Below are 25667 nucleotides of genomic sequence, written 5' to 3'. Positions count from 1 at the left end.
TCGTTCGATGGAAAGAGAGACGCGATGACCTCGTTCATCCAGACCCACGTGCACGGCTCCGTCGCGGAGATCGTGCTCGACCGGCCCGACGCCCTCAATGCCTTGGACACGAGCATGATCCGCGATATGTACACCCCGCTGATGCAGTGGCGGGACGACGACGCGATCGACGCGGTTCTGGTGACCAGTTCGTCCGAACGTGCCTTCTGCGCGGGCGGCGACATCAAGTCGGTGCGGCAGGCGTCGCTGGATGGCGATCACGATGCGGTGCACGAGTTCTTCGCCGCCGAGTACCGGCTCAACGCGCTCATCGCCGAGTATCCGAAACCCTACGTCGCGCTCATCGACGGGCACGCGATGGGTGGTGGGCTGGGCATTTCGGTCCACGGCTCCGTGCGTGTCGTCACCGAACGCGCCTCTCTAGCGATGCCGGAGCCTGCGATCGGCTTCTTCCCCGACATCGGCGCCAGCTACTTCCTGCCGCGTCTGAACGGGTCGACCGGGATGTACCTGGGTCTCACCGGGGCTCGTGCAACGGGGGCCGACGCCCTCACCGCGGGGCTGGCGACGCACTTCGTCCCGTCGGAGCAGCTCGGGGCACTAGCCGACGAGATCCGTAAGGGCGACGTCTCGGCCGCGCTGGCCGCCCACACGGAGGACGCGCCGCCCTCCGAGCTGGCAGAGCAGTTGGACGAGATCGATCGCGTCTTCGGATCCGGCACGGTCCCGGAGATGCTCGCGCGCCTGACCGGTGACGACGAGTGGACAGTCCGTACCCGCGAGGCCATGATGTCGCCGTCGCCGAGCAGCCTGTGGGTTACCGCCAAGCTGATCCGTCAGGGTGCTGAGCAGTCGCTCGAAGAGTGCCTGGCATTCGAACTTGCGCTGGGCGCGGAGGTAACCCGCAACCACGACTTCATCGAAGGTGTGCGGGCGCTGCTGGTGGACAAGGACCGCAACCCGCGCTGGAACCCGCCGACCGTCGACGAGATCGACCCGATCGCGATCGACGCGTTGTTCATTCAGGCTGCCCGCGCCGCCGAGTAGTCCGCCGCCGAGTAGTCATCGCTCTGGGGTCCCGGGGCCCTGGGCCGCGGGCAGGTCGAGTCGCAGGCGTGCACCACCGAGTGGGCCGTCGGTCAGTTCGGCGGTGCCCCCGTGGAGCGACGCCTGCTGCGCGATGAGCGCGAGACCCAGTCCGGATCCGTCGGGGTGGGCGGACGATCCTCGCGCGAATCGTTCGAACAGCGTCGCCCTCTCGCGCTCGGGAACGCCGATTCCGTTGTCGTCGACCGTCACCGTGTAGCCGCGGACGTCATTCTCCGCGACAGTGACCACGATCCGATCGGCACGTCCGTGCCTCGCAGCGTTGGTGATCGCGTTCTCGAGGACCAGGCGAAGCCCCGACGGCAGCCCACGTATCGGCAGCGACTGGGGTGCCGACAGTTCGAGGGCCACGTCGGGCAGACGCCGGGACGCCTCCTGTATGCAGCGGTCGGCGAGTTCCGCCAGGTCGACGTCCTCGAGATCGATAGTGTCGGACAGATCCCCGACGGCCAGGCTTTCCAGATCGGTGAGGGTCGACTCGATCTGTCGTTCCGTTGCCCGGAGCTCGCGCAGGATCTCGGTACGTTGCTCCTCCGTCAGGCGCATCGTCGCGAGGACCTCGAGGTCCGTCCGCATCGAGGTGAGCGGCGTACGCAGCTCGTGCGCCGAGACCGCCGCGAAGTCACGCGCCGCACCCAGTGCCTCCTGGGTCCGGCTCTGGGCCTTGCCTATTCGTTCGAGCATGTGCCGAATGGCATCTGCGAGTTCCTCGGCCTCACGGGCCCCGTGGACGTCCGGTAGCGCCGCAGGTAGCTCGTCGCCCACCGTGTGGGTGGCGGCGGCGAGTCGCTCGAGCGGTCTCACTGCTCGTCCGGCCATCAGCCAGCCCAGACCAGCGGCAACCGCGATGGCCGCGAGCGAGGCCCCCGCGACCCGCCACTGCTGCTCGTGAATCGCGCGACTGAGGGCATCTTCGGGAATTGAGACCTCGACGTATGCGTCATTGACCCCGGCGACGGGAACTTCTCGTAGGCGCACTTGCCTGCCGTCGACGACTTCTGTCCGCACCGTGTTGTAGTCGACAGGGGCGCCCGGTTCGGGTATCACCAGGTTGTACTGCTGAGGGGGAATCCCTGGGGCGGAGCCCAACGATGTCGGAGAGCTCAACGACACCGAATCCAGGGTGCTGTCGAGTTGCTCGGACCCGTTGACTCGCAGGAAGACTGCGAACGCCACGCCGATCGCGGCGATGACGATGGTGGCGGCCAGCGCGGAGACCAGTGCCACCCGCGTGCGCAGCGACACGGAGCGGCGGCGCGTGCTCACGGCTGCTCCCGCAAGACGAACCCGACTCCGCGAACAGTGTGCAGCACCCGTGGCATCCCGTCGGCCTCCAGCTTCTTCCGTAGGTAGGTCACGAACACGTCGACGACGTTGGTGTCTGCGTCGAAGTCGTAGCCCCACACCAGTTCCAGGAGCCGAACCCGGCTGAGCACGATCCCAGCGTTCTCCGCGAGGACGCTCAACAGGTCGAACTCTCGTTTGGTGAGTTCGATGCGTTCGCCGCTGACGTGGACCCGCCGACCCGGAACGTCGACTTCGAGAGAGCCGACAGTGACCGTGCCCGCTGGTGTCGGGGTGCGGGGTGCCCGGCGCAATAGCGCGCGCAGGCGAGCGACCAGTTCGCCGAGTTCGAATGGCTTGGTGAGGTAATCGTCCGCGCCGGCCTCGAGGCCCGCGATCCGGTCGCCGACGGTACTGCGTGCGCTGAGCACGCAGATCGGAACGTCGTTGCCCATCGCCCGCAATGCGGTGACCACGCCGACGCCGTCGAGCACCGGCATGTTCACGTCGAGCACGATCGCGTCCGGACGAGAGGCCGCGACTGCCCGCAACGCAGCAGCTCCGTCTTCCGCGGTCTCGAGTTCGAAACCGGACAGTCGGAGCCCCCGGGTGAGGGAGGTGAGGACTTTGGGGTCGTCGTCGACGAGCAGGATGCGGGCACTGTCTGTCACTCGATCCATCATGCCTCCATCAGGAGTTCCAGCGTCGTTGCCAGTCCCAAAGGAGTGGGGTTGGATCGCCGTCCATTGGAAGTACTTTCGAGTACCGAGTGTGTTGCATTCACCAAAGACGGTGCTGCGTACTTCGAGTACGCAGCACCGGTTCGGGGGGTGCTCAGCAGATGGCCGTTGCAATGGGCGTGTTCGTCTCCCCGTCGATGAGCTGATACCGCTGGACTCCATGTTCGGTTCCGGGGAGCACTTCCACGTCACCGAACTCGGCTATCTTGCCTGCGAGATCGGACTCCTCGAGGACGTCCTCGGGGATCAGGAGCTGTACGTCCTCCGCAGCAATCTCTTTTTCTGTGGGAATCTCGACCTCCACCATCGAGTAGCAGCCTTCAGGGGCATTGCCGGGGTCGGTGATTTCCATCCACTGGGCAGCGGCAGTGACCGCTGCATCGCCAGTGACCACCGCATCGCGAGTGACCGCTGCATCGCCAATGGCCGCAGCGTCGGCGGTGACCACTTCGGGGGAGGTGTCGGCGATAGGATTCTGGGCCCAGGCGAAGCCGGGAGCCGCGATCGCGGCAGCACCGAGGCAGGCTGCGGCAATCGTCGCGTTGCGTCGAGTCGTCTTACTGAAGGCGTTGATTCGCATGTGTTCTCCTCGTGCACTGTGGTCCGGGCTGGTTTGGTGGTCCGGGCTGCTTCCACAGCGACGAAGTTAGGTGCGCGAACCTCGGTTCTTCTTGACGAGTCCTTAGGGTTTCGTGAGAAAGGGTTTCGCGAGGCAGGGGTTCTTGGAGAGGGTCTCGTGAGAATCCGGCGCGGGTCTAGGTTCTGGCCAGTTCCAAGGCCGTCGCCAGTTCCCGCAGGGCGGGAATCGGATCACCGGCCATCGGAAGCACCTGCACCGAGACGTGGTCGGCTCCCGCGTCCAGGTGTGCAGTGAGGCGAGACGCGACGGTCTCGGCGTCGCCGTGGGCGACGAGGGCGTCGATAAGGCGATCGCTGCCGCCGCCGTCGAGTTCCGCGGTCGGGAAGCCGAGGCGTTCGAGGTTACGGCGGTAGTTTCGCAGGTGCAGGTAGGGGTTCTCGACGGCCTCGCGTCCGACCGCGCGGGCGGCGTCGGTGTCGGTGGACAGGACCACCTTGTGTTCGGGGGCGAGCAGCACGCCGGGACCGAGGACCTCGCGGGCCTGCCGTGTGTGCTCGGGCGGCGTCAGGTACGGGTGGGCGCCGGCGGATCGTTCGGCTGCGAGCCTCAGCACCTTGGGGCCGAGCGCGGCCAGCACGAGGCGCTCCTTCGGGACGCCCGCGTCGTCGAGGACATCGAGATAGCGGACGAGCGCGTCGTACGGCTTTTCGGCACCCATTCCCGGTACCTCGGGGTGGCCGACGCCGATACCGAGCACGAAACGTCCGGGATGACGGGATTCGATCCGGTGGTAAGACTTCGCGATCTCGTCAGCGGGAGCCGAGAAGATGTTGACGATGCCGGTCGCGACGGTGATGCTCTCGGTTCCGGCGATGAGATCCTCGATCACCTGGAGATCGGCCGGCGGCGATCCGCCCGCCCAGATGGCTCCGTAGCCGAGCCGTTCGATCTCCGCACCCACCTCGGGTCTCAATCCGAGAGCATGCCGCCACACCCCGAACTTTCCGTAGCTGGGCGTTCCCTTTGTGTCGTGTGTGACTGTGTCGTGTGTCGCTGTGTCATGTGTCACTTCTGCCATACCGGATCCAACCGGACCGGTCGGTGGTTCATTCCGTGGGGTAGGAATACGTGGCGCAGGAACACGCGGGGTAGGAACAGCTGGGCAGCGGGCTCACTGATCGCCCGCGGCGACCAGTGGTTCGAGCGTGAGCTCGGGCATCTCCTTCTGGATGTACTGCAGCCGCCACTTGTCGCTGAACAGCGCCAGCAGCACGCCGTCGGTGCGGGTGAAGACCTCGACGCCGCGCTGTCTCCCGAGTTCGGTCGCGGACGCGGCGTCGGTGCGCCGTGCGAGGGCGTAGCCGAGCGGTTCCATCCGCGCCTCGACGTTGAACTCGGCCTTCATGCGTGCGGCCACCACCTCGAACTGCATGGGGCCGACGGCCGCCATGACCGGGGAGGCGTCACCACGGATGTCGTTGCGCAGGATCTGCACGACGCCCTCGGATTCGAGCTGGTCGACGGCCCGGCGGAACTGCTTGTACTTGCTCGCGCTCTCGGCCCGCAGAACCGAGAAGTGCTCGGGCGCAAACGATGGAATCGGCGGGAACTCGACCTTCTTGTCGGTGAACAGCGTGTGCCCGGGCGCGAGCGCGTTCGCGTTGACGAGGCCGACGATGTCGCCGGGGTAGGCGTTCTCGACGGTGGAGCGGTCACGGCCGAACACCGTCAGTGCGTACTTGGTCGCGAAGGGCTTGCTGGTCTGGGCGTGGGTGACGACCATGCCCCGCTCGAACACGCCGGATACGACACGCATGAACGCCAACCGGTCGCGGTGGGCGGCGTCCATGCCGGCCTGCACCTTGAACACGACCGCGCTGAATGGGTCGGTCACCTCGCGGGCACCCTCGGCGACGTCCTTGCGGGCGCCCGGTGCGGGGGCGAGCGCGATGAGGGTGTCGAGGATCTGTCGGACGCCGAAGTTGAGCATCGCGGAGGCGAAGATCACCGGCGATGTCTGGCCGGCGAGGAACAGTTCCTGGTCGTGGTCCTGTCCGGTGGCCGAGAGGAGTTCGCTCTCCTCGGCCGCGGTCGCCCACTCCGATCCCTCTTGCGCGGAAGCCTCGTCCGGCGTCATCCGTACCTCGGGAGCGATCTTGGCGCCGCCTGCGGTGCGGGTGAACCGGATGTACTCTTCCGCAACTCCGTCATCACCACGGCGGAGCAGACCACGGAAATCGCCCGCGATTCCGACGGGCCAGAACAGCGGTGTCGGCGTGAGGCCGATGCGCTCGTCGATCTCGTCGAGCAGTTCGAGCGGGGTACGGCCGGGCCGGTCCCACTTGTTGATCACCGTGATGACCGGTATGCCGCGGTGGCGGCAAACCTGGAACAGCTTGAGCGTCTGCGGCTCGAGGCCCTTCGCGGCGTCGATGAGCATCACCGCCGCGTCGACGGCCGTCAGGACGCGGTACGTGTCCTCCGAGAAGTCGGAGTGGCCGGGGGTATCGACCAGGTTGACGACGTTGATCTGGTCCTCGGGGGTGCCCTCGGCGTGGTAGTTGAATTGCAGGGCCGTCGACGACACCGAAATGCCTCGTGCCTTCTCCATCTCCATCCAGTCGGACACGGTCGACTTGCGACCGGCCTTGCCGTGCACGGCACCGGCCTCGGAGATGACCTTCGCATGGAGCGCAAGAGCCTCGGTGAGCGTGGACTTACCGGCGTCCGGGTGCGAGATGACGGCGAAAGTGCGGCGACGGGCGGCCTCGGCCGCGAGGGATGTCGGCGCCGTACCGCTGGGGCCACTACCGGCCGTGCCGCTGGGGCCACCCGTCGAAGACGCCTTCTCGGCGGTGGTGATCTCGGCCGAGTCGGGCGCGCTGTTCAACGGTGAACCTCTCGGAAGTCGGGGCCGGGGGATTGGTGAGAACCGCCACCAGGGTACGCGGGCTGAGAACTGCGGTAACAGGTCGGCACCGCTTGTCGAGATACGTCCCACAGAACGGCAGTGGGTCGTAGTGTCCGCAGAGGACGGTAGGAGCCTTGGATGAGCAAGTTCACCGACGAGATGTATGCCACGGCGGCGACCAGTTCGCAGGCCCTGATCACGGGTGAGCCGGATGCGCCGCTCCGACAGTCCTGGCGTGATGTGCACGCCATCGCCCGCCGCATGGCCGGGGCGTTGGCCGACGCCGACATCGGTCACGGCGACGCGATAGGGGTCCTCGCCGGGATGCCCGCCGACATCGCGCCGGCCTGTCAGGCCACGTGGATGCGTGGTGCCTCGGTGACGATGCTGCACCAGCCGACCCCACGCACCGATCTGGAGGTGTGGGCACAGGACACCGAGACGGTCATCCGGATGATCTCGGCGGCGGCGGTGATCGTCGCCGCGCCGTTCGAGGCGGCCGTACCGCTGCTCACCGAACGCGGCATCAAGGTCATCCCGATCGAGACGATGCGGGCGGGCCGCGAGATCGATCCGATCGACCCAGCCGAGACCGACATCGCGCTGCAGCAGCTGACATCCGGGTCCACCGGATCGCCCAAGGCTGTGCAGCTCACGCATGGCAACTTCTACGCCAACGCCTACGCCATGATCGACCGCGTCAAGTTCAACACCGAACGCGACGTGATGATCAGTTGGTTGCCGCTGTTCCACGACATGGGCATGATCGGGTTCCTCACCGTCCCCATGCAGGTCGGCGCCACCACCGTCCACATCACTCCACTGGACTTCCTCAAGACGCCCCTGCTGTGGGCCGAGCTGATGGGCAAGTACCGCGGAACCGTTACCGCCGCACCGAACTTCGCGTACTCGCTGTTGGCGCGCCGGCTCGCGCAGTCGGGTCCCGGAGAGTACGACCTGTCTTCGATGCGGTGCATGCTCAACGGAGCCGAACCTGTTGACCCCGACACGATGGTCGCGCTCGCCGAGGCCGGCGCCCGCTTCGGCCTTGACCCGCTGGCTCTCGCACCGACATACGGTATGGCCGAGGTGACCCTGGCGGTGTCGGTGCCCGAACCGGGGCAGGGGTTGGTCCTCGACCATGTCGACCCGGACCTGCTCGAAGCCGCCAGTCTGGCGGTGCGCTCCGACCGGGCGAACGCCCGGCCCATGGCCACACTCGGGCCACTCGTTCCCGGTCTCGAGGGGCGGGTCGTCGCGCGGGATGGCCTGGAGTTGCCGCGGCGTGCGGTCGGGGTGATCGAGTTGCGCGGAAAGTCAGTCACCCCTAGGTATCTCACCGTCGACGGGCCGGTTGCGACGCAGGACGAGGATGGCTGGATCAACACCGGCGACATCGGATACTTCACCGAGGACGGTCTCGTCGTCGTGTGCGGGCGCGTCAAGGACGTGATCATCATGGGCGGCCGCAACATCTATCCCACCGATATCGAACGTGCGGCCGGGTCGGTCGAAGGTGTGCGCGCCGGCAATGCGGTCGCCATCCGTCTCGATGCCAACGACAAGCGGGAGAGTTTCGCTGTTGCGGTGGAGACCAACGCAATTGACGATCCGGAGGAGGTCAAACGGATCGAGCGCGACGTCGCGCACGCCATCGTTGCCGAGGTCGGTGTGCGACCCCGCACCGTTGCAGTCCTCGGTCCGGGGTCTCTGCCGAAAACGTCGTCGGGCAAGTTGCGGAGGTCGAGTTCGATCGGGTTGTTGTGACACCCGGTTGATGGGGGTCAGAGGGGTCCGGAAGATTCGTCTGCGAGGGCACGTTCGAGGCCGCCCAGGACAAGTTCGAGCCCGAAGTCGAATTCGTCCCGGAAGTCGTAGCCCGGCTGCAGGACGTGCTGCATCGTCAGCTCCGCGAGATGCGGCGCGCCGGCGAAGGCCTCGATCATATCCTCGGCGAGCGCCCTCATGTCGTCGCCCCCGGTGGCGGGCAGAGACGCCTCCTGAATCGCGAAGCCGTAGAGGTAGCTGTCAACGACAGCGTAGGCGTGGGCGGTGAGCCGGATCGAGAAACCTCCCCGCCGGAAACAGCCCAGCACGGCGTCGTGGTGGCCGATGGTTTCCGGCCCCGGCGCACTGCGTCCGTCGAGTAGGGGAGTTGCCCACGGGTGCCGCCGCAACACCTCTCGTGCCGATTGGCACCGCACCCGGATCGCGTCCTTCCAGGGCTGTTCGACGGGTGGGCGCTTCATCTCGCCGAACACGAGGTCGACCATGCCGTCGAGGATTTCGTCCTTGTTGGTGACGTGGTGGTAGATGGCCATCGGCTTCACTCCGAGATGGGCGGCGAGTCGGCGAATCGTGAGTTGGTCCGCGCCAATCTGGTCGGCCAGTTCGACAGCGCCCAGAATCACCCGGTCGCGGGTGAGACGTGCCCGCCTGACGGCTCCTGCGGCGGTCGTCGGTTCGTCGGTCACGGGCCCCTCCAACCTCAACGGTTTACAGAACGTACTAAGTACGCCTAGAGTACCGGAGGGTGAGCCGTACTAAGTACGCCACGGTCAACCGAGCATGAGAGGAGCCCCTAGATGACCGAGTCCCGCCCCGCCCTCGATCGGCCGACGTCGATGCGCGCCGCCATTCGCCGGGAGTACGGAGGTCCCGAAGCCGTCGAGATCGCCGCGGTACGCCGTCCGTCGATCCGACCCGACCAGGTGCTCGTTCGCGTCGTCGCGGCCGGAGTCGACCGCGGCGTGTGGCACCTGGCGACCGGCCTGCCCTATCTGGTGCGCCTTGCAGGGTTCGGGGTCCGCCGTCCGAAACAGCCGGTGCTGGGCTCCGACGTGGCCGGCATCATCGAGGCTGTCGGTGCCGATGTCTCCGACTTCGCTGTCGGCGATGAGGTTTTCGGCGTCGCCGACGGCTCGTACGCCGAGTACGCCGTCGCCGATCCGGGCAAGCTCGCCCGCAAACCGGCTCGGATCCCGTTCGATCAAGCGGCAGCTGCACCGGTTTCGGGGATTACCGCTTTGCTTGCGCTCGTCGATGTCGGACGCATTCGCGCCGGCCAGCGTGTGTTGGTGCTCGGCGCCTCGGGTGGCGTCGGTTCGTTCGCTGTCCAGATCTCGCGGTCGCTCGGTGCCCACGTGACCGGGGTGGCCAGCGCCGCCAAACTCGACCTTGTGCGGTCGCTCGGTGCCGATTCGGTCATCGACTACCGGGAGCTTGAAGTCACCAGCCTCCCCGGCCGATTCGATCTGATCGTCGACATCGGGGGTAACACGCCGGTCCATCGGCTTCGTCGCATCCTCGAGCCGACCGGAACGCTCGTGATTTGCGGCGGCGAGAACGGTGGCCGTTTCACCGGCGGCGTCGGCCGTCAGTTCCGGGCCGTATCGCTCTCGCCCTTTGTGCGGCAGCGGCTGACGACGTTCATCAGCGCCGAGCGTCGAGAACACCTCGAGCGGCTCGCGGAGTTCCTAGTGGCCGGCTCGGTGGTCTCGATGGTCGGCCACCGTTATGCACTCGACGAGATGCCACGAGCCTTGGCAGACCTGGTCGGGGGCGCGGTCGCCGGCAAGGCGATCGTGATCGTCGATCCGAGCCGAAGCTGAGCGAGATACCGTCTCGGTCGTAAAACATTCGCGGACGGTACTTCTGGCTGAGCGAACTCGGCAAGGAGCACTCAGGGAGCGCTCAGGCCGCAACACGCAGCGGTTCGACGATCTGCTCGGCGATGGCCCGCCGGGTCTCCGCAGGGATGCGGGCCTCGTGGGCGCGGCGCACCGCCATGGCGAGCCGGTGAGCGGTCTCGTTGAGCAGGTGTCCGTCGTGTCCGCGAACCCACGACAGCCGGATCTTGCGGCCCTGCATCGCCTCCTGGATACGGGCCACGGCGGCCTTTTCGCCGACGGTCAGGCGCAGCGGCCACCGTTTAGTCTGCAGGACACCGAGGTGCTGCAAGGCTCTCTGACTGTCGGTGAGGATGTGGAGCCGCCGCTCGGCGAAGCGGTCGATGGCGAGCTCGATCGCGAGCAACTCACCCTCGAGCACCGTCGTGACGTTCGGGACCATCTTCTGGTGCCGGACGCCGTCCTCACTGACACAGGCCACGCCGACTCCCCGGCGGCGTGACTTGGACGCGTCGGTGGCGACGGTCAGCACCGGCAGCGCGGTGATCCGCTCACGCTCTCGTTCCTCTTCCGCCGCCACACGCGCACGTTCTTCCTCTGCCGCCGCGCGCTCGAGTTCCTCGTCGGCCGCCACGAGGTAGCGGTGGTGCGAAACGAGGGTGTCGAGCGCGGCGTGAGTGAGATCCAGTACCGCGCCGCGAGCGACGTCGACGATCGTCACCGACGGGAAAGACTCGACGACGGCGTCGATTTCGTTGCGGAGCTTGTTGTCGGTGATGTGGAGGAGGATAGGTTCCGACGTCACCGTCGACATATCGAGGAGCAGCGCGAAGGCGTCGAGACCGGCACGGTAGTAGGACGCATCGGTTGCGTCGGCATACTCGAACTGCCGGGTCGAAACCGCGCCGTTCACCTGCCATGCGGCGACGGCGCGGACCAGGTCGTCTTGCGTACTCGAGTATCGGCGGATGTGGATGACGGCGAGCAACGGGGCCTCCTTCACATTGATTGACCGGATGTTGGACACAGTGCCTGGCCCATCCGACAGAGTCTGCAAAGAGCGCGATAACCCGGGTTATCGCGCCATGCGTGACCTAGGGGTTCTGTCGGATCCTTTGATCGGCTAGATTTCTCGGGCGGCCACCAATCGGGGCCGTGGGCTTTTCGGAGGGGGTATGTCGCGTGCAGCAGACGACCGCGTTGCCGACGCTCCTCCTCACCAAGCGAGACATCGCCACCCTCGCGAAGGTGCAGCGCCCGGTCGTCACGACGTGGGTGAGGCGATCCCGTAGCGGCGATCAGCCCTTTCCGAACCCGGTCACCGTTGACGGCCGCATCGAGAAGTTCGACGCGCACGAAGTCGCCGACTGGGTGCAAGCGCGCGGGTTGGGCAACAGTGACTCGTTCGCTCGCGACCTGGCGATGTATGCGGCGTTCGAGCACGCCTCCGGGGTCGATCCGGTGGTGGTTGCCGACGGCATCACTGCGCTGCTGTGCGTCAAGGCCCTGCTGGGGGAGCAGCTGGGTGAATTCGACCCGGACGACCTGCTCGACGAGGTCGACGAACTCGACCCGGACGACGAGTTCCTCTACTCCGAGGCCGACGCGCTGGGCGAACAGCTCGCCGTGGTTGCATCCCACGTGGATCAGATGGCCGACGCCGCTTTCACCCCGGCGCATGCGTTCGAGGCGCTGATGTCGAGAAGGTTCCGTGAAAGGTGGTCGGCCCTGTCCGACACCACCCTCGGCGCCGGCGCCCGCACGCTCTGTGCGCGGTTGTGTGTGGCGCTGGCCGAGGGGGAGCATCCACTGTTCGTCGACCCGGCACCGGAGAGCACGGACCTACTCGTCGCCGTGCGCGATTCGCTCCCAGAGTTCAGCGACCTGACCGTCATGACCAGAGCCTCGGACACCGCCGGCGCGCGGCGTGCGCGGCGGCGGCTGGCCGTGCACCGGGCGGTGCGAATTCCATCCCCGGAGAGCGGCTTCGAGGACGGGTTCAGCCTCGAACGGCCGGGGATGTTCGTGACGCAGTATCCGTCGCCGACGACCATTGGTTACACCGACACCGAGATCCTGGGCGAGATCGACAACATCGCCATGCAGATGGGTCCGGGTCAGCGTGCGGTGATCATCGGTCCGGCCGCCGTGCTGGTCGATCCGCTGCGTGATCGCGAGTGCGCGTCGATCCGTTCCGGGTTGCTCCGGTCCGGCCATCTGCGTGCCGCGATCCGGTTGCCGGAGGGGCTGTTGCCGGCGCGGCCGGGCTCGTCGATGGCGCTATGGGTCCTCGGCGCGGTCGACTATTCCGTGCCGGCAGCGGAACGTCACATGATGCTGGCCGATCTCGGCGCCGCCGAGTTGTCCGACGACGTGATCGACGGCGTGATGGCCGATGTCGCGGCGGCGATGGGATCATCGCGGGCAGTGCGGGCGCACGCGTTCCGATTCGGTCATGCGCGTCGGACGTCCGATCTTCTCGCGGACTCCGGTTCACTCGTCGCATTGCCCCGCGTCCACCGTCTGCGGCCGATACCGGCGGAGACCGCCGCACGGGTGCTCGAACTGGTGGGTGACGCCGACATCGCCGCCGTCGGGATCGAGGTAGGGCTCGGGCTGCGGGTCGAGTACCGGGAGTCCGACGCCCGGCGAATGCTCACGGCCGGGGAGTTGGCGAAAACGAAGGAGATGCGTGTGGTGTCGGGGTGCCGCATCGACCCCGACGACATCGAGTTGGACGGCACGGTGCCGGTGATCGGCGTGGACGAGGTGACCGGGCGCTGCGCTATCGGCGAGCGGGGGATCGACCGACTGACGCTGACCGCGAAGTACGCGAGTGCGCGCTACACCGAGCCGGGTGACATCGTCTTCTGCGTCGGTTCGTCGTTCGGCACGCTCGTCGATCACGAGGGAGCGTCCGTGGTGCAGTCACCGGCGCGGATCCTGCGAATCAGCGACCCACAACGTTCGGGGCTGATCCCAGAACTCGTTGCCCGACATATCCGTTCACGAGTAACGACAGAGAAGCCATCCGGTGCGATCCGTGACGGATCGGCGTGGCGGAAGTGGGAGATCCCACGGGTGCACCCAGACGAGGTGCCCGCGATCACCGCAGCCCTCGCCGACCTACGTACCCGCCGCGCCACCGCGCGCACACTGCTCGACACACTCGAAGACCTCACCACCACATTGGTGGACGGTGTGGCGCACGGCGCGCTCACCGTCGCACCGGCACCAGAGACCGTCACAGAGAAAGGCTGACGATGCCCCCGAGGAAAAAGACCACGAAGGACACGGTCTCCGCGCCGTCGACGATGAAGGAACTCAAGGACACGCTGTGGAAGGCCGCGGACAAGTTGCGCGGCTCCATGGATGCTTCCCAGTACAAGGATGTGATCTTGGGTCTGGTGTTCCTCAAGTACGTTTCCGACGCGTTCGATGAGCGGCGGGAGCAGATCCGTGCGGAGCTGGTCGCGGACGGGCTGAACGAGGACCAGATCGCGACGTTGATCGACGACGAGGACGAGTACCTGGGCAGCAGCGTGTTCTGGGTGCCGGAGACGGCGCGGTGGGGCTTCCTGGCGCAGAACGCAAAGGGTATCCAGGAAACGGCCGGTGTCGAGGGGCAGACGGTAGGCCAACTGGTCAATGCCGCGATGCGAGCGCTCATGGAGGCCAATTCGACTCTCGCGGGCACGCTTCCGACGATCTTCAACCGGGACAACGTCGACCAGCGCCGACTCGGCGAGTTGATCGACCTGTTCAACGACACGCGCTTCACCGGCCACGGCGCCACGAAGGCCCGGGATCTGCTCGGTGAGGTGTACGAGTACTTCCTAGAGAAGTTCGCCCGCGCCGAGGGTAAGCGGGGCGGCGAGTTCTACACCCCCGCCAGCGTGGTGCGGGTACTGGTGGAGATGCTCGAGCCGTACAGCGGCCGGGTGTACGACCCGTGCTGCGGTTCGGGTGGCATGTTCGTGCAGACGGAGAAGTTCATAGAACGGCACGGCGGCAATCCGAGCGAGGTGGCCGTCTACGGGCAGGAGCTGAACGAGCGCACGTGGCGGATGGCGAAGATGAACCTCGCTATCCACGGCATCACCGGCAACCTGGGTGACCGGTGGGAGGACACGTTCGCACAGGACAAACATCCGGATCTGTTGGCGGACTACATCCTTGCCAACCCACCGTTCAACATCAAGGACTGGACCCGCAAGGAAGATGACAAGCGCTGGAAGTTCGGTGTGCCGCCGGCTGGTAACGCCAACTACGCGTGGATCCAGCACATCATCTCCAAGCTGTCCGCGCGGGGCAGTGCAGGTGTGGTTATGGCGAACGGGTCCATGTCGTCGAACTCCAGTGGCGAGGGCGACATTCGAGCCAGGTTGGTCGAGGCCGACCTGGTGTCGTGCATGATCGCTCTGCCGACGCAGTTGTTCCGCAGCACCGGTATCCCGGTGTGCGTGTGGTTCTTCGCGAAGGACAAAGCTGTCGGACCGAAGGGCAAGATCGACCGACAGGGCCAAGCGCTCTTCATCGACGCGCGGAACCTGGGCTACATGGTCGACCGCGCCGAACGAGCGTTGAGTGACGATGACATCGCCAAGATCTCGGGCACTTTCCACGCCTGGCGCGGAACGGAATCCGCAAAGGGAGTCGAGTACGCAGACGAGCCCGGATTCTGCTACTCGGCCACACTCGCGGAGATCAAGGAAACCGACTACGCGCTCACGCCGGGTCGCTACGTCGGTGCTCCGCCGATCGAAGACGATGGGGAGCCGATCGCCGAGAAGTTGGAGCGGTTGAAGAAGGAGCTCTTCGAGCAGTTCGACGAGTCGGCGCGACTGCAGGCTGTAGTGCGTGAGCAGTTGGGGAGGGTGTCGTGAGTCAAGGGCAGATTGATCTCCCGCACGGGTGGCGGCGAACGGTCATTGACGCGATAGCGGCGTCTGGTGCTCGATCGGTCGCGATTGGCCCATTCGGTTCAAGATTGAAGTCGGACATGTACACGACAGAGGGTGTTCCGGTCATCCGTGGTCAAGACATCAAGGATGCACCGTATATAAGCCTCGATGACCCTGTCTTCGTTTCCGAGGAAGTCGCGAGCTCGCTCTCAAGCGCGATCGTGCGACCGGATGACTTGGTGTTCCCGCATCGAGGTGCCATTGGCGCTGTCGGTCTGATGGGAGGTAGGGAATGCCTGTTGTCATCCAGCATGATGAAGCTCAGTTGTGACAAGGCAATTGCCGATCCCAAGTATGTTCTCTACTACTTCAGAGGCCGTGGTCGACAGGAATTGTTGGATCGCGCTTCCACGGTCGGTACGCCAGGTATTGGTCAGCCTCTTCGCTCGTTGAGGGGCATACCAATCACGTTGCCGGAGATCGGTGAGCAGCGCGCCATCGCCGAGGTCCTCGGCGCCCTCGACGACAAGATTGCCGCGAACCGCAAGCTCGCTGGCGTGGCGGAGGCGGTGCTTGCAGCGGAGTTTCAACTCCTGGGCTTCGATAGAGGGGTCGACGGTGAACGCGCGAGCGCGCTCACTGAGTACTTCGACCTCAATCCGGTATGTCCGCGTGTCACAGAATCGGAACCGACCTACGTTGACATGCAGAAGCTTCCGACCAGTTCGATGATGGTCGAGGATTGGGAATCGCGTCCGGCGAAGGGTGGAGCGCGTTTCATGAACGGCGACACACTTCTGGCCCGAATTACGCCGTGTCTGCAGAACAGGAAGACTGGCTACGTCGACTTCTTGGACGAAGGGGAGGTCGCGATTGGTTCCACTGAGTACATTGTGATCCGATCTAAATCCGGAATACCCTCGGAGCTATCGTATTTCCTTGCGACGAGTGAACGGTTCCGAACTTTCGCGATCCGGCATATGGTGGGGACATCTGGCCGACAGCGGTTGTCCGCAAACGACTTGACTGAATACCCACTTTGCTCGGTCGAACCGACAGCACTGAACCGCTGGGGTGCAATCGCGGTCCCACTCGTCAAGCGCCTCGGTGTCGCACGTGACGAGTCCCGAACCCTCGCCGCCACGCGCGATGCGCTCCTCCCACGCCTGATGGCCGGCGAACTCCGCGTCCGCGACGCGGAGCGCGAAGTGGAGGCGGTGCTGTGACCGACAGCTGCATCACAGGCGTCGATCGGGTCCCCGAGATTCAGCAGAAAGCAGGCCAGTGAATGTCCGATGTACTTGGTGACCGCACCGCACGGGTCATTGCCGGCCAGAACATCTGGGACGAACTGACTCCTCTGCTCAAGCCCTATTCAAGGTCGATCACCGCTGCCGTCGCCTATGTAGGCGGTGAAGCGTCAACTGTCCTGGATCTTCAACGAGGATCCGCAATCATCGTCGACGCCGACCGGAGGACGGTGCGGGCCGGCTCGACAGACCCGCGCGTCTTGCTTGCCTGGGTCAAAGCCGGTGTCAAGGTGTACTCACTGAAAGGATTGCACGCCAAGATGATCTTGGCCGAAGCGGTCGGCACCGAACACGACGCGTTCGCAGTGATCGGATCGGCGAACCTGTCGCAGTCGTCGGCAACGAGACTGTTCGAATCGGTCGCCCTCGCCGATGGAGAGTGCCTGGATGAGGTTCGTGCTGCGCTGATCGAATGGAAGAGCGCGGCAACACCACTCAAGCTTGCCGACCTCGAGCATCTCATCGAGCAGTTCGGAATCGATCGAACCGCGTCACCGGACGTCGACGACGATGACGAAGCGGGGATCGAGCCCGATGACGAAGAACTCGCCGAGCCGGACATCGGAGCCGAGAGGTCGTCGCGCCCGACTGTCATACACCTGTGCCCGGTGGACCGGGACGTCAAGCTGACAGAAGAAGCGGAGGCCAGGGCCGACGAGCTTTCCGAGAAGTACGGGATCGTCGACAGCCTTGACTACCAGATCGACATACTCAGTCGGGACGGTGAGGAGTCGGTGAAGTACGACACCGACGAGTACATCGTCCTCGTGGACGGCACCAAGACCGGTAGTCCGCGCCGAAACGGGGGCGTCAGCGAACCCGGCAGGCTCGTCCACACCTATCTGGACTCGTTTGCCTTTCCACCACGCCGGTATTACTACCTCCTAGTTCAGAGATCCGAGTTCGCGGTATCGGTGCCTGACATCGAATCGGCGTTCGAGCCTCTGGGGGAGAGGCCGGACTTCCGGGGAAAGTGTGTACGAGAACGCTTTGTCGATGCGCTGCTAGGTCTCTGGCCCGATCTCGAATACAAGGAGACCAGTCCGCTCCAACTGCATCCAAAAGCAGGAAGATCATGAACATCATCCGTCCATATCTCCGCGTCGTCGCCGGCTTCTTCGCCGGTGTGTGCACCTGGTTGGCGATCGTGAGCCTGGTCCAACTCGACCTCAGCTCCGTCGTGATCTTCCTGCTGTTCGCCGCGGGGCTGTGGTACCTCGCTATCGGCCGGCCGATCCGCGACCATTTCGCTCGGGCCAAGGCCGAGAACGATGCCCTGGCCGCCAGGGCGCAGGCCGGCCACGAGGCGTTCCTGGCCGGGGATGCCTCGGCAGCATTCGCGCCCCCACCGGAGCCGCCGGCAAAGAGGCCCATCCGGAAAGGTGTCGTCGCCGCATCGCTCATGGCGGCTGCGCTGGTCCTGATCGGCATCATCGGCGACATCAGTGATGGCCTTGACGACGCGTCATCCGCGTCGCCGTCTAGCACCACCGCAACACCGATGCCCGCTGTTCCGTCCGCGGCTATGCCGGTTGCCCCCGCCGAACCGGGCCCGAACGCCGAACAGTCGTCAGCCTCCGCCTCGACGCCGTCGGCACAGGTGTTCATGCCAAGCGTTACGTGTATGAATCTGCAGGCCGCTCAGGACACGATTCAGGAAGCCGGTGTCTTCTTCTCTCGCAGTCAGGACGCGACGGGCAAGGGACGCATGCAGATATCCGACCGCAACTGGGTGGTCGTCGAGCAGAGCCCGGCGCCGGGAATCCCGATCGACGAGGGCGATGCGATGCTCTCCGTCGTCAAGCACGGCGAGCCCGGCGACTGCTCTTGACCCAGCATCGACCGCATCCATTGCGAGGGAGACCCGAATTGACGACGCCCACTGACAAGCTCGACGTCCTACTCCAGCAAGCGCGGGCGGCAGCGCAGAAACTGGCCGACGAACTCGAGTACGCGCTCGAACTCGTCCGGGAAGAAGAATCCCTCGAGGTCGACCTCCAGCAGCTGGTCAAGGATTGGAATCGGGCCCGTACCGAGTTGGCGATGGCGGCCTTCGGCAAGTCAACCCTGCCGGACGGTGGCCTCGATGCGTGTGAGAAGGCGATTGCCAAACGGCGGCGGTTCACCGATCTCGAGACCGAGATCTCGCGGGCCCAGAACGAACTTCGCTACCTCGAAGAATCGCCCGCAGGTCTTGCGCCGGAACTCTCCGATCTGATTGTCGTCAAGCGCGAGCAGATTTCGCTTCTCCGAGCGGAACTTGCCAGTCTCACACCACCTGGGCCTACTGAGCCGACCCCGTCAGCGCCTCCGGCGGCTGCGCAGTCCGACCCGGTACCGGAGAAGAGTGCGCAGCCACGATCGGCGCCGGCAGCCAAACAGTCGAAGATGCCTCAGCCCAAGAGGTGCGGTGTATGCCAGTCCCCGAAAGGCAGATTCGAGCGGTTCGAGGACCGATGGTGCTGTGCCGAATGCCTTCATCTCGAACGCGAGGTCGCTTCTGCAAGAAGGGCACTCGCGGCGCTCAACGCACGTCCACTCGAACAATCGGTGTCCGCAGCGAGCGAGGTGCCGGGTGTGGCCAAGATTCGTGCCGAAGGCCGCGAAGCGATGTATGCGCTGGCTGCCCGGCGCCGAGAACGTGGTATGACACCGCCGCGGTCTCAGCGACCGCGCAAGCAGTCGTCGAAGCCCGGCGCTGGGAAGCGTCAGACATCCACCCCGACCGTGGACGACCTCAAGCAACGCTGGAACACGTCGACCTAAGTGTCCCCGCGCGCGGACGTGGAGGGCGGACTGGTTTCCGGCGACGACACACTGCCTCGACACGCCGGAATCCGGCACACGACAAGGGCCTCGCCGAGGTGCCGAAATCGGCACCTCGGCGAGGCCCCACCCTCTGACGCCGGGTGTTGCGAAGAGGTCCTGGCGGGCGCGTGCACCCCCCAGCGCTCGCGCCCGCCAGGACCAGTCTTTACTTGAGGGCGACGCGAGTACCGCCCGAGAACATCGAGTCGTGCAGTTCCATTTCGGCCGGCACGGCGTCGGCCGGCATGTCGTAGACGACCTTCATCGTCACCTTGTTGCCGGGGTTGATCTCGTCCCAGATCGACACTTCCGAATCGAGGGCGATGCCGGCCATCGTGTCGGCGGTGAACTTGCGGCCCTGCGTGTCATACATCTCCTGGTTGTCCGGGCTCAGTCCCTTCGGCTTGTCGGACGTGTTCTGCACCGTCATCGTCACGACCACGAACTGGCCCTGTGCCTGCTCGGTGAGGAACGGGTTGTCCCCGACTGTGCTCAGCCCTGTGACGACATCGGTGACGACGAACTCGAACTTCCCGTCTCGCACGGGCGTGCCCATCCCGGGCACCGGCTTCGGAGCCGGAGCCGGTGCCGGAGCCGGGGCGGCTGGTGCAGGGGCGGCGGACGAGACCGCGTCGACAGCGGCGACCTCGGCAGGGGACGCTGCGTCCGTCGACTTCTTGTCGTCCTCTCCGCCGGAGACCGCGCCGATCACGATGAATGCGGCGATCACGCCGACGATCCACGGCCACTTCTTGGACTTCTTGTTGATCGGCTGCTGAGGAGCTTGGGGCACGGGCTGGCCCTGGAAGGGCTGCTGAGGAATGGTCATGCTGATGTCCTTTTCAAATGGAACGGGTTGAGGGATGGTGGTCAGTCGCCGATCGACAGCGACAGACCTTCTTCGGCTTCGACTTCGGTGTAGGAGAGGCCGCCACGGCGGGCGATCTCGACCTCGTAGAACTTGCTGCCTCGGGGCACGTCGGTGACGGCGAAGTCAAAGATGCAATAGCCGGAACCTCCGACGCTTCCGATCATGTGGCCCTTCGCGAGCAGGGTTCCGGACTCGTCGGAAACCTTCACTGCGGCATTGGGAGACAGGTCGTCGTAACCGCTGGTGCCGGCGCACGAGAATCCGGTCGGCAGTCCGGTCGTGGTCGCTTTGCCGTTCAGCGTGAGCGTGCCGGTGATCTCGAACGTCGCCGGCGCGCTCAGAGCGCGGACACCGGCGACCGCGCCGAACGCGATACCACCGACGGTCGCCGCTGCGACGACACCGACACCCACACCCAGCCAGAAGGGGCGCCGAGCCGGCGTCCGCTGCTCGGGCTCGACTGGAGCAACGGGTGAAAGGTTGGGGTCGATAGGCACAGTCACAGACAGACTCCCTGGTTCGGTCGAAGTGATGTCCATATCCTGCGAACGACTCGGATGCAGAGCCAAGTGCTGCGCCGATAACCGGGGTTATCGACTGGTCTGCCGCTGCCGTCAGACCCGCTTGTGTCCGGCCGGTACTGTTTGCCGTGTTGTGATGACTCGAGGGAGGGCATGGCAGTGATCGAGAGCCGTGGATTGACCGAGAACGATTGGGAGCAGATGGCTCTGGACGTCCTCGGGGAACTGGGGTGGAAGCACCTCAGCGGGACGGAAATCGCACCGGGCAACGAAGAGCGTGCGTCACTCGACGAGCTGCTGATCGTGCCGCGGCTGAGGCAGGCGATCGTGCGGTTCAACAAGGACCTCCCCGAACACGTCGTCGATCAGGCCGTGGCTGAGATCGCGAATGCTCGGTCGAGCGACGCCATCGCCGAGAACGAGACGATCCACGGCTTCCTCACCGAGGGACTGCGCAAGATCTCTTACGTCGACGACGCGGGTGAGGAGGTCACGCCCACCATCCGATTGCTGTCTCAGGACCCGGACCAGAACGACTGGCTCGCGGTCGACCAGGTGACCATCGTCAAGGGCGATCACCGTCGGCGATTCGACATCGTCCTGTATATGAACGGGATGCCGGTCAGCATCGTCGAACTCAAGAAGGCCGGCGCAGAGAATGCCGGGCTGGTCCAGGCGCATGCGCAGTTGGGCACCTACCTGAAGGAGTTCCCGCTCGCCTTCAGGTTCGTTGTCTTCAACCTGATATCGGACGGCATCACCGCTCGTTACGGGACACCGTTCACCCCGTTCAACCACTACTCTCCGTGGAACGTTGACGACTACGGCAAACCCGTCACCACCGACACCCTCGACGGTGCGACACCGCTCGACACCGCCCTCCACGGCCTGTTCAATCAGGAACGCTTCCTGCAGCTCTTACGCAGTTTCACCGCGTTCGACCACGACGAGAACGGACTGCTCAAGCGAGTCGCCAAGCCACACCAGTACTTTGCCGTCACCAAGGCAGTGGGCTCCACGGCGCAAGCCGTCGGGAGCAGCGGCAAGGCCGGCGTCGTGTGGCACACCCAGGGCTCGGGCAAGTCCATGGAAATGGAGCTGTACGCGAATCAGGTGATCCGGCACCCGCAGCTGGCCAACCCGACGATCGTGGTGATCACCGACCGCACCGAGCTCGACGGCCAGCTCTACGAGACCTTCCTGCGGTCCCGGTTGCTGCCGGAGCAGCCCAAGCAGATCCGCAAGCGTGAGGAGCTGCGACAGGAGCTGTCCGGGCGCACCACGGGCGGCATCTACTTCACGACCCTGCAGAAGTTCGGGCGGACCGCAGACGAACGGCATTCGGGCGCCAGCCATCCGTTGCTGACCGATCGCCGCAACGTCATCGTCATGGTTGACGAAGCGCACCGCAGCCACTACGACAACCTCGACGGGTACGCGCGGCACCTTCGTGACGCGCTGCCGCACGCCACGCTGATCGCCTTCACCGGAACCCCGATCTCGTTCGAGGACCGCAACACCCGAGACGTGTTCGGTGACTACATTGACATCTACGACCTGACCCGCGCCGTCGAGGACGGTGCCACCGTCCCGGTCTACTTCGAGAGCCGGCTCGTGAAAGTGTCTTTCGCCGAGGACGTCTCGGAGAAGGACATTGACGCTTCGGCGGATGAGGCGACGTTCGGCCTCGACGACACCGAGCGCGACCGAATCGAGAAGAGCGTCGCCGTCATCAACGCGGTCTACGGTGCGCCGACCCGATTGAAGAAGCTCGCCGGCGATCTCGTCGAGCACTGGGAGGCGCGGCGTGCGGCGATGAACCCGTTCGTAGGCTCGGAGAAGAACCCGGCTGCGGCGGGGAAGGCGATGATCGTCGGTGCGACCCGGGAGATCTGCGCCAACCTGTATCGAGAGATCGTGGCGCTGCGCCCCGACTGGCACAGCGACGATCTTTCCACTGGAAAGATCAAGGTCGTCTACTCCGGCAACCCTAGCGACACATCGCCGATCATCGACCATGTACGGCGCGATTCCGAGAACGCGGCGATCAAAAAGCGGCTCAAGGACATCGACGACGAACTCGAACTGGTCATCGTCAAGGACATGATGCTCACCGGTTTCGACGCGCCGCCACTGCACACGATGTACCTGGACCGGCCGCTCAAGGGTGCGCTGCTGATGCAGGCGCTCGCCCGCGTCAACCGGACCTTCCGCGGCAAGCAGGACGGGCTTCTCGTCGCCTACGCGCCCGTCGCCGACAATCTCACGCAGGCGCTCGCTGAATACACCGAGGCCGACCGTGCGAACAAGCCGATCGGCAAGGACATCGGTGCCGCGGTCGACACCGCCAAGAACCTCATCAAGATTATCGAGAACATCCTGCACGGATTCGACTGGCGCGAGCAGCTGCACAGGCCCGGTCCCCGCGCCTATTTCGACGCCGCCAACGCGACCGTCAACTACCTGCGTGATCCCCGGAATCCAGAGAACCAGGTGGGTGAGGGGCAGGAGACCCTCGCGGCTCGTTACCGCAAGTTCGCGTCGCAGCTGTCTCGGGTGTGGGCGATCTGTGGCAGCCACGAGGCGCTGCGGGAGCAGGCACCGGTCGCGAAGTTCTTCGAGGAAGTTCGCGTCTACATGGCCAAGTTTGACGCCGAGGATCGCTACGCACGAGGCCAGGCGGTACCGGAGGACGTGCAGCGGGCGCTGCGCCAGTTGATGGCGGCATCCGTCGAGTCCGGTGAGGTTCTAGACATCTACGACGCGGCCGGCATGCCGAAGCCGTCGCTGAAGGACATCAACGTCGACTTCGTCCGTCGGGCCCAGCAAGCGAAGAACCCGAACCTCGCGATCGAGGCAATGCGAAAGCTGATCACGGACGAGTCCCGGAAGGCGGCGAAGCACAACGTCGTCCGCCAGCGCGCATTCTCGGAGAGACTGCAGGCGTTGATGGTCAAGTACACCAACAGCCAACTGACTTCCGCGGAGGTGATCACCGCGCTGGTCGAGATGGCCAAAGAAGTCGCCGCCGAATCTGATCGAGGAAGCCAGTTCACACCGCCGCTGGACGAGAACGAACTCGCCTTCTACGACGCTGTCGCCCAGAACGAGTCTGCGGTCGAGGAGCAGGGAGAGGGCAAGCTTGCCGACATCGCCCGTGACCTCGTCGCGGTGATGCGGCGCGACGCATCCACCGACTGGACCGTCCGGGAGGACGTCAAGGCGCGGCTACGATCGCAGATCAAGCGACTACTCACTCGACACGGCTACCCGCCGGACCGTCAGCCCGAGGCCATCAAGCTGGTGATCGAGCAGATGGAGGTCATCGCGCCGACCATGGCGGCCTGACCTGGTCGACAAGATTCCTCTCGCCAGGGCACACTCGGTTCTACTCCCGTGCCCGCTGGTAGCCATGACAACAGACCTCGTTGGAATGCGGGAAGTTGATCCTGGCTTGCTTCGGCGTCCTCGCTGCCCAAACCACGGATGCTGGCCGCACGTGCCGCTTCGACGCGTACGGTGCGGTTTGTCCGAATTCTCCTCGCTTGACATACTCGCTGCCACGAAGTCCTTGGGGGGATCCATGAGTACGCCGCTCGAAGTCGACCCGGCACAACTACGCGCACTCGCTAGTGAGTTCATTCATTCCCGCGACTACTTTGCTGCCGAGGTCACCATCGATCGCCTCGCCGGCGCCTCGGAGCACCTGACCGGATCAGTCGCAGCCAGGGCACTCTCCGACGCAGATGCGGCCATTGCCGTCACGCTCGGTGAACTCACCGAACATCTCGAAGCGACCACCGCCGCCCTATCCGACACCGCCGATGATTACGAGACGACCGAATATGTCACCACAGCGAACCTCAATGCGATCGAGCCCGGCTGATGGAACTTTCCGGGGGCTACGGACGGAACCAGATAGCCAATTGGCACCCCGACGTCCCCTATGACGCACTCTCAGCCCTCGCTGGCCTTGCCGACCAGATCGAAGACCATTTCGGAGCACTCAACCTGCGCTTGGCGAACCTGCCCGACACCGGAGGATGGACAGGAGACGCGCACGCCGCCGCTGTCGAGAAATTGGCGCAGATCAGAGGCCACGCCATCGACCGCGCGGATGCCCTCCGCGTGCTACGCAAGAACGGGATCACCGCCATCGCGGACCTCGACACCGCACGACAACGACTCCTCGCTACAGCGCGATACGCCGAAGCAGAGGGCCTCGTCGTCACTGACGACTGGGTGGTCACACCCGGCTCCGGCGACGTCGATCAGGCCGTCATCGACGAGTGGGTGCAGGAAATCTCGAGTGGCCTCGGAACGCTCGCTACAGCCGACACCGACGCCGCCACCGCGATCGACCAGGCCATCGAACTTCTGACTCTCACCAACGGCAACGTTCGAGGGTTCTTGCCGGTCGCGATCGCTGGACTCGGTGTAGCCGTCGAGATCACGGCCTGGGCGCTCGTCGCAGCCGGTGTGGTCACCGGTGCCGCTGTCATCGCCTACCTCATCGACAAGTTCGACGGCATCGCTTCCATCGAAGACATCCTCTCCCACATCCCTTCACAGTTCCTCTCAGACAACGGGCCGGGGGAGTGGGCTGAGGTCAATCGGGACGGTGTCTCCGACCGCTCGAAGGCATACGAGGAACAGGTCACTGGCGCATCGTCCGGCACCGAGTACGAGGTCGAAGGTGTCAAGTTCGACGGTTGGGAAGCAGGTGGAGATGACGAGCCCGGGACACTAGTCGAAGCTAAGGGTCCCGGGTATGACCAGTTCCTCGACAAGGATGGCAATTTCCAACCCTGGTGGAAAGGCGACGAAAGCCTTGTAGACCAAGCGCAACGTCAGATCCGCGCAGTGGAAGCCAGCGGAGGGGACGCGACGATAGAGTGGCGGGTTGCTGAAGAGAAGTCAGCGGAAGCGATCGAACGCCTGCTTGACGAACGAGGAATCGACGGAATCGACGTCGTTTGGGTGCCGGCAGAGTAACGAAGGG

At 65.1% G+C, this 25667-nt stretch carries 21 protein-coding genes; 12 read left to right on the top strand and 9 right to left on the bottom strand.

What is annotated here, in order from left to right:
* Positions 1–24: 24 nt before the first annotated feature.
* Positions 25–1047: an enoyl-CoA hydratase/isomerase family protein gene (locus tag EF834_RS02260; RefSeq protein ID WP_127945363.1), complete on the top strand. Its 1023-nt coding sequence runs from the start codon at positions 25–27 to the stop codon at positions 1045–1047.
* Between the two features lie 15 nt (positions 1048–1062).
* On the opposite strand, the gene EF834_RS02255 is transcribed toward EF834_RS02260, so the two are convergent.
* The 5 genes from EF834_RS02255 to EF834_RS02235 form a co-directional block, all read right to left on the bottom strand.
* Entirely contained in the window at positions 1063–2373 is a 1311-nt protein-coding gene (locus EF834_RS02255; RefSeq protein ID WP_127945361.1) for a HAMP domain-containing sensor histidine kinase, read from the bottom strand.
* On the bottom strand, positions 2370–3071 hold the full coding sequence (locus EF834_RS02250) for a response regulator transcription factor (protein WP_127945359.1): 702 nt from the start codon (positions 3069–3071) through the stop codon (positions 2370–2372). The genes EF834_RS02255 and EF834_RS02250 overlap by 4 nt, the downstream gene beginning before the upstream one ends.
* A 154-nt stretch (positions 3072–3225) precedes the next feature.
* Entirely contained in the window at positions 3226–3711 is a 486-nt protein-coding gene (locus EF834_RS02245; RefSeq protein ID WP_127945357.1) for a hypothetical protein, read from the bottom strand.
* Between the two features lie 175 nt (positions 3712–3886).
* Positions 3887–4789, bottom strand: a complete 903-nt coding sequence (locus EF834_RS02240) for an LLM class F420-dependent oxidoreductase (protein ID WP_127945355.1) — start codon at positions 4787–4789, stop codon at positions 3887–3889.
* 93 nt (positions 4790–4882) lie between these two features.
* Positions 4883–6601, bottom strand: a complete 1719-nt coding sequence (locus tag EF834_RS02235; RefSeq protein WP_127945353.1) for a peptide chain release factor 3 — start codon at positions 6599–6601, stop codon at positions 4883–4885.
* 159 nt (positions 6602–6760) lie between these two features.
* On the opposite strand from EF834_RS02235, the gene EF834_RS02230 reads away from it, so the two are divergent.
* Complete coding sequence (locus EF834_RS02230; protein ID WP_127945351.1) at positions 6761–8389, top strand: fatty acyl-AMP ligase; 1629 nt, start codon at positions 6761–6763, stop codon at positions 8387–8389.
* A gap of 17 nt (positions 8390–8406) precedes the next feature.
* On the opposite strand, the gene EF834_RS02225 is transcribed toward EF834_RS02230, so the two are convergent.
* Positions 8407–9096 (bottom strand): TetR/AcrR family transcriptional regulator, encoded by a 690-nt coding sequence (locus EF834_RS02225; RefSeq protein WP_206615158.1) that lies wholly within the window; start codon positions 9094–9096, stop codon positions 8407–8409.
* Between the two features lie 111 nt (positions 9097–9207).
* Between EF834_RS02225 and EF834_RS02220 the strand changes: the two genes are divergently transcribed.
* The gene (locus EF834_RS02220; RefSeq protein WP_206615157.1) at positions 9208–10233 is read left to right on the top strand and encodes an NAD(P)-dependent alcohol dehydrogenase; all 1026 of its coding nucleotides are present in this window, start codon (positions 9208–9210) and stop codon (positions 10231–10233) included.
* A gap of 82 nt (positions 10234–10315) precedes the next feature.
* Here EF834_RS02220 and EF834_RS02215 read toward each other — a convergent pair whose 3' ends face one another.
* The gene (locus EF834_RS02215) at positions 10316–11254 is read right to left on the bottom strand and encodes an RNase H family protein (protein ID WP_127945349.1); all 939 of its coding nucleotides are present in this window, start codon (positions 11252–11254) and stop codon (positions 10316–10318) included.
* Between the two features lie 179 nt (positions 11255–11433).
* Here EF834_RS02215 and EF834_RS18415 point away from each other — a divergent pair, with 179 nt between their 5' ends.
* The 6 genes from EF834_RS18415 to EF834_RS02185 all read left to right on the top strand — a co-directional run bounded on the left by EF834_RS18415 (position 11434) and on the right by EF834_RS02185 (position 19231).
* The gene (locus tag EF834_RS18415) at positions 11434–13512 is read left to right on the top strand and encodes a hypothetical protein (protein ID WP_235870958.1); all 2079 of its coding nucleotides are present in this window, start codon (positions 11434–11436) and stop codon (positions 13510–13512) included.
* 2 nt (positions 13513–13514) lie between these two features.
* Positions 13515–15137, top strand: coding sequence for a class I SAM-dependent DNA methyltransferase (locus EF834_RS02205; protein WP_127945347.1), 1623 nt, complete (start codon positions 13515–13517; stop codon positions 15135–15137).
* Between the two features lie 116 nt (positions 15138–15253).
* A complete protein-coding gene (locus tag EF834_RS02200) occupies positions 15254–16381 on the top strand; it encodes a restriction endonuclease subunit S domain-containing protein (protein ID WP_127945345.1) in 1128 nt (375 codons plus the stop codon).
* Between the two features lie 62 nt (positions 16382–16443).
* Positions 16444–17544, top strand: a complete 1101-nt coding sequence (locus tag EF834_RS02195) for a phospholipase D family protein (protein ID WP_127945343.1) — start codon at positions 16444–16446, stop codon at positions 17542–17544.
* Positions 17541–18296, top strand: a complete 756-nt coding sequence (locus EF834_RS02190) for a PASTA domain-containing protein (protein ID WP_127945341.1) — start codon at positions 17541–17543, stop codon at positions 18294–18296. The genes EF834_RS02195 and EF834_RS02190 overlap by 4 nt, the downstream gene beginning before the upstream one ends.
* Before the next feature lie 38 nt (positions 18297–18334).
* Positions 18335–19231: a hypothetical protein gene (locus EF834_RS02185; RefSeq protein ID WP_127945339.1), complete on the top strand. Its 897-nt coding sequence runs from the start codon at positions 18335–18337 to the stop codon at positions 19229–19231.
* A gap of 208 nt (positions 19232–19439) precedes the next feature.
* On the opposite strand, the gene EF834_RS02180 is transcribed toward EF834_RS02185, so the two are convergent.
* The gene (locus EF834_RS02180; protein WP_127945336.1) at positions 19440–20102 is read right to left on the bottom strand and encodes a DUF4352 domain-containing protein; all 663 of its coding nucleotides are present in this window, start codon (positions 20100–20102) and stop codon (positions 19440–19442) included.
* 41 nt (positions 20103–20143) lie between these two features.
* Positions 20144–20647, bottom strand: a complete 504-nt coding sequence (locus EF834_RS02175; RefSeq protein ID WP_235870957.1) for a hypothetical protein — start codon at positions 20645–20647, stop codon at positions 20144–20146.
* Positions 20648–20818: 171 nt separating this feature from the next.
* On the opposite strand from EF834_RS02175, the gene EF834_RS02170 reads away from it, so the two are divergent.
* The 3 genes from EF834_RS02170 (at position 20819) to EF834_RS02160 (ending at position 25660) form a co-directional block, all read left to right on the top strand.
* Positions 20819–24013: a type I restriction endonuclease subunit R gene (locus EF834_RS02170; protein ID WP_127945334.1), complete on the top strand. Its 3195-nt coding sequence runs from the start codon at positions 20819–20821 to the stop codon at positions 24011–24013.
* Between the two features lie 235 nt (positions 24014–24248).
* Positions 24249–24551: a hypothetical protein gene (locus EF834_RS02165; RefSeq protein WP_127945331.1), complete on the top strand. Its 303-nt coding sequence runs from the start codon at positions 24249–24251 to the stop codon at positions 24549–24551.
* On the top strand, positions 24551–25660 hold the full coding sequence (locus tag EF834_RS02160; RefSeq protein ID WP_127945329.1) for a Tox-REase-5 domain-containing protein: 1110 nt from the start codon (positions 24551–24553) through the stop codon (positions 25658–25660). The genes EF834_RS02165 and EF834_RS02160 overlap by 1 nt, the downstream gene beginning before the upstream one ends.
* Positions 25661–25667: the final 7 nt, after the last annotated feature.

It is taken from the genome of Rhodococcus spongiicola (assembly GCF_004011835.1).
Taxonomy (GTDB): Bacteria; Actinomycetota; Actinomycetes; order Mycobacteriales; family Mycobacteriaceae; genus Prescottella; species Prescottella spongiicola.
The sequence above is the reverse complement of the archived record's forward strand: the minus strand, read 5'-3'. Positions and strand labels throughout refer to the sequence as shown.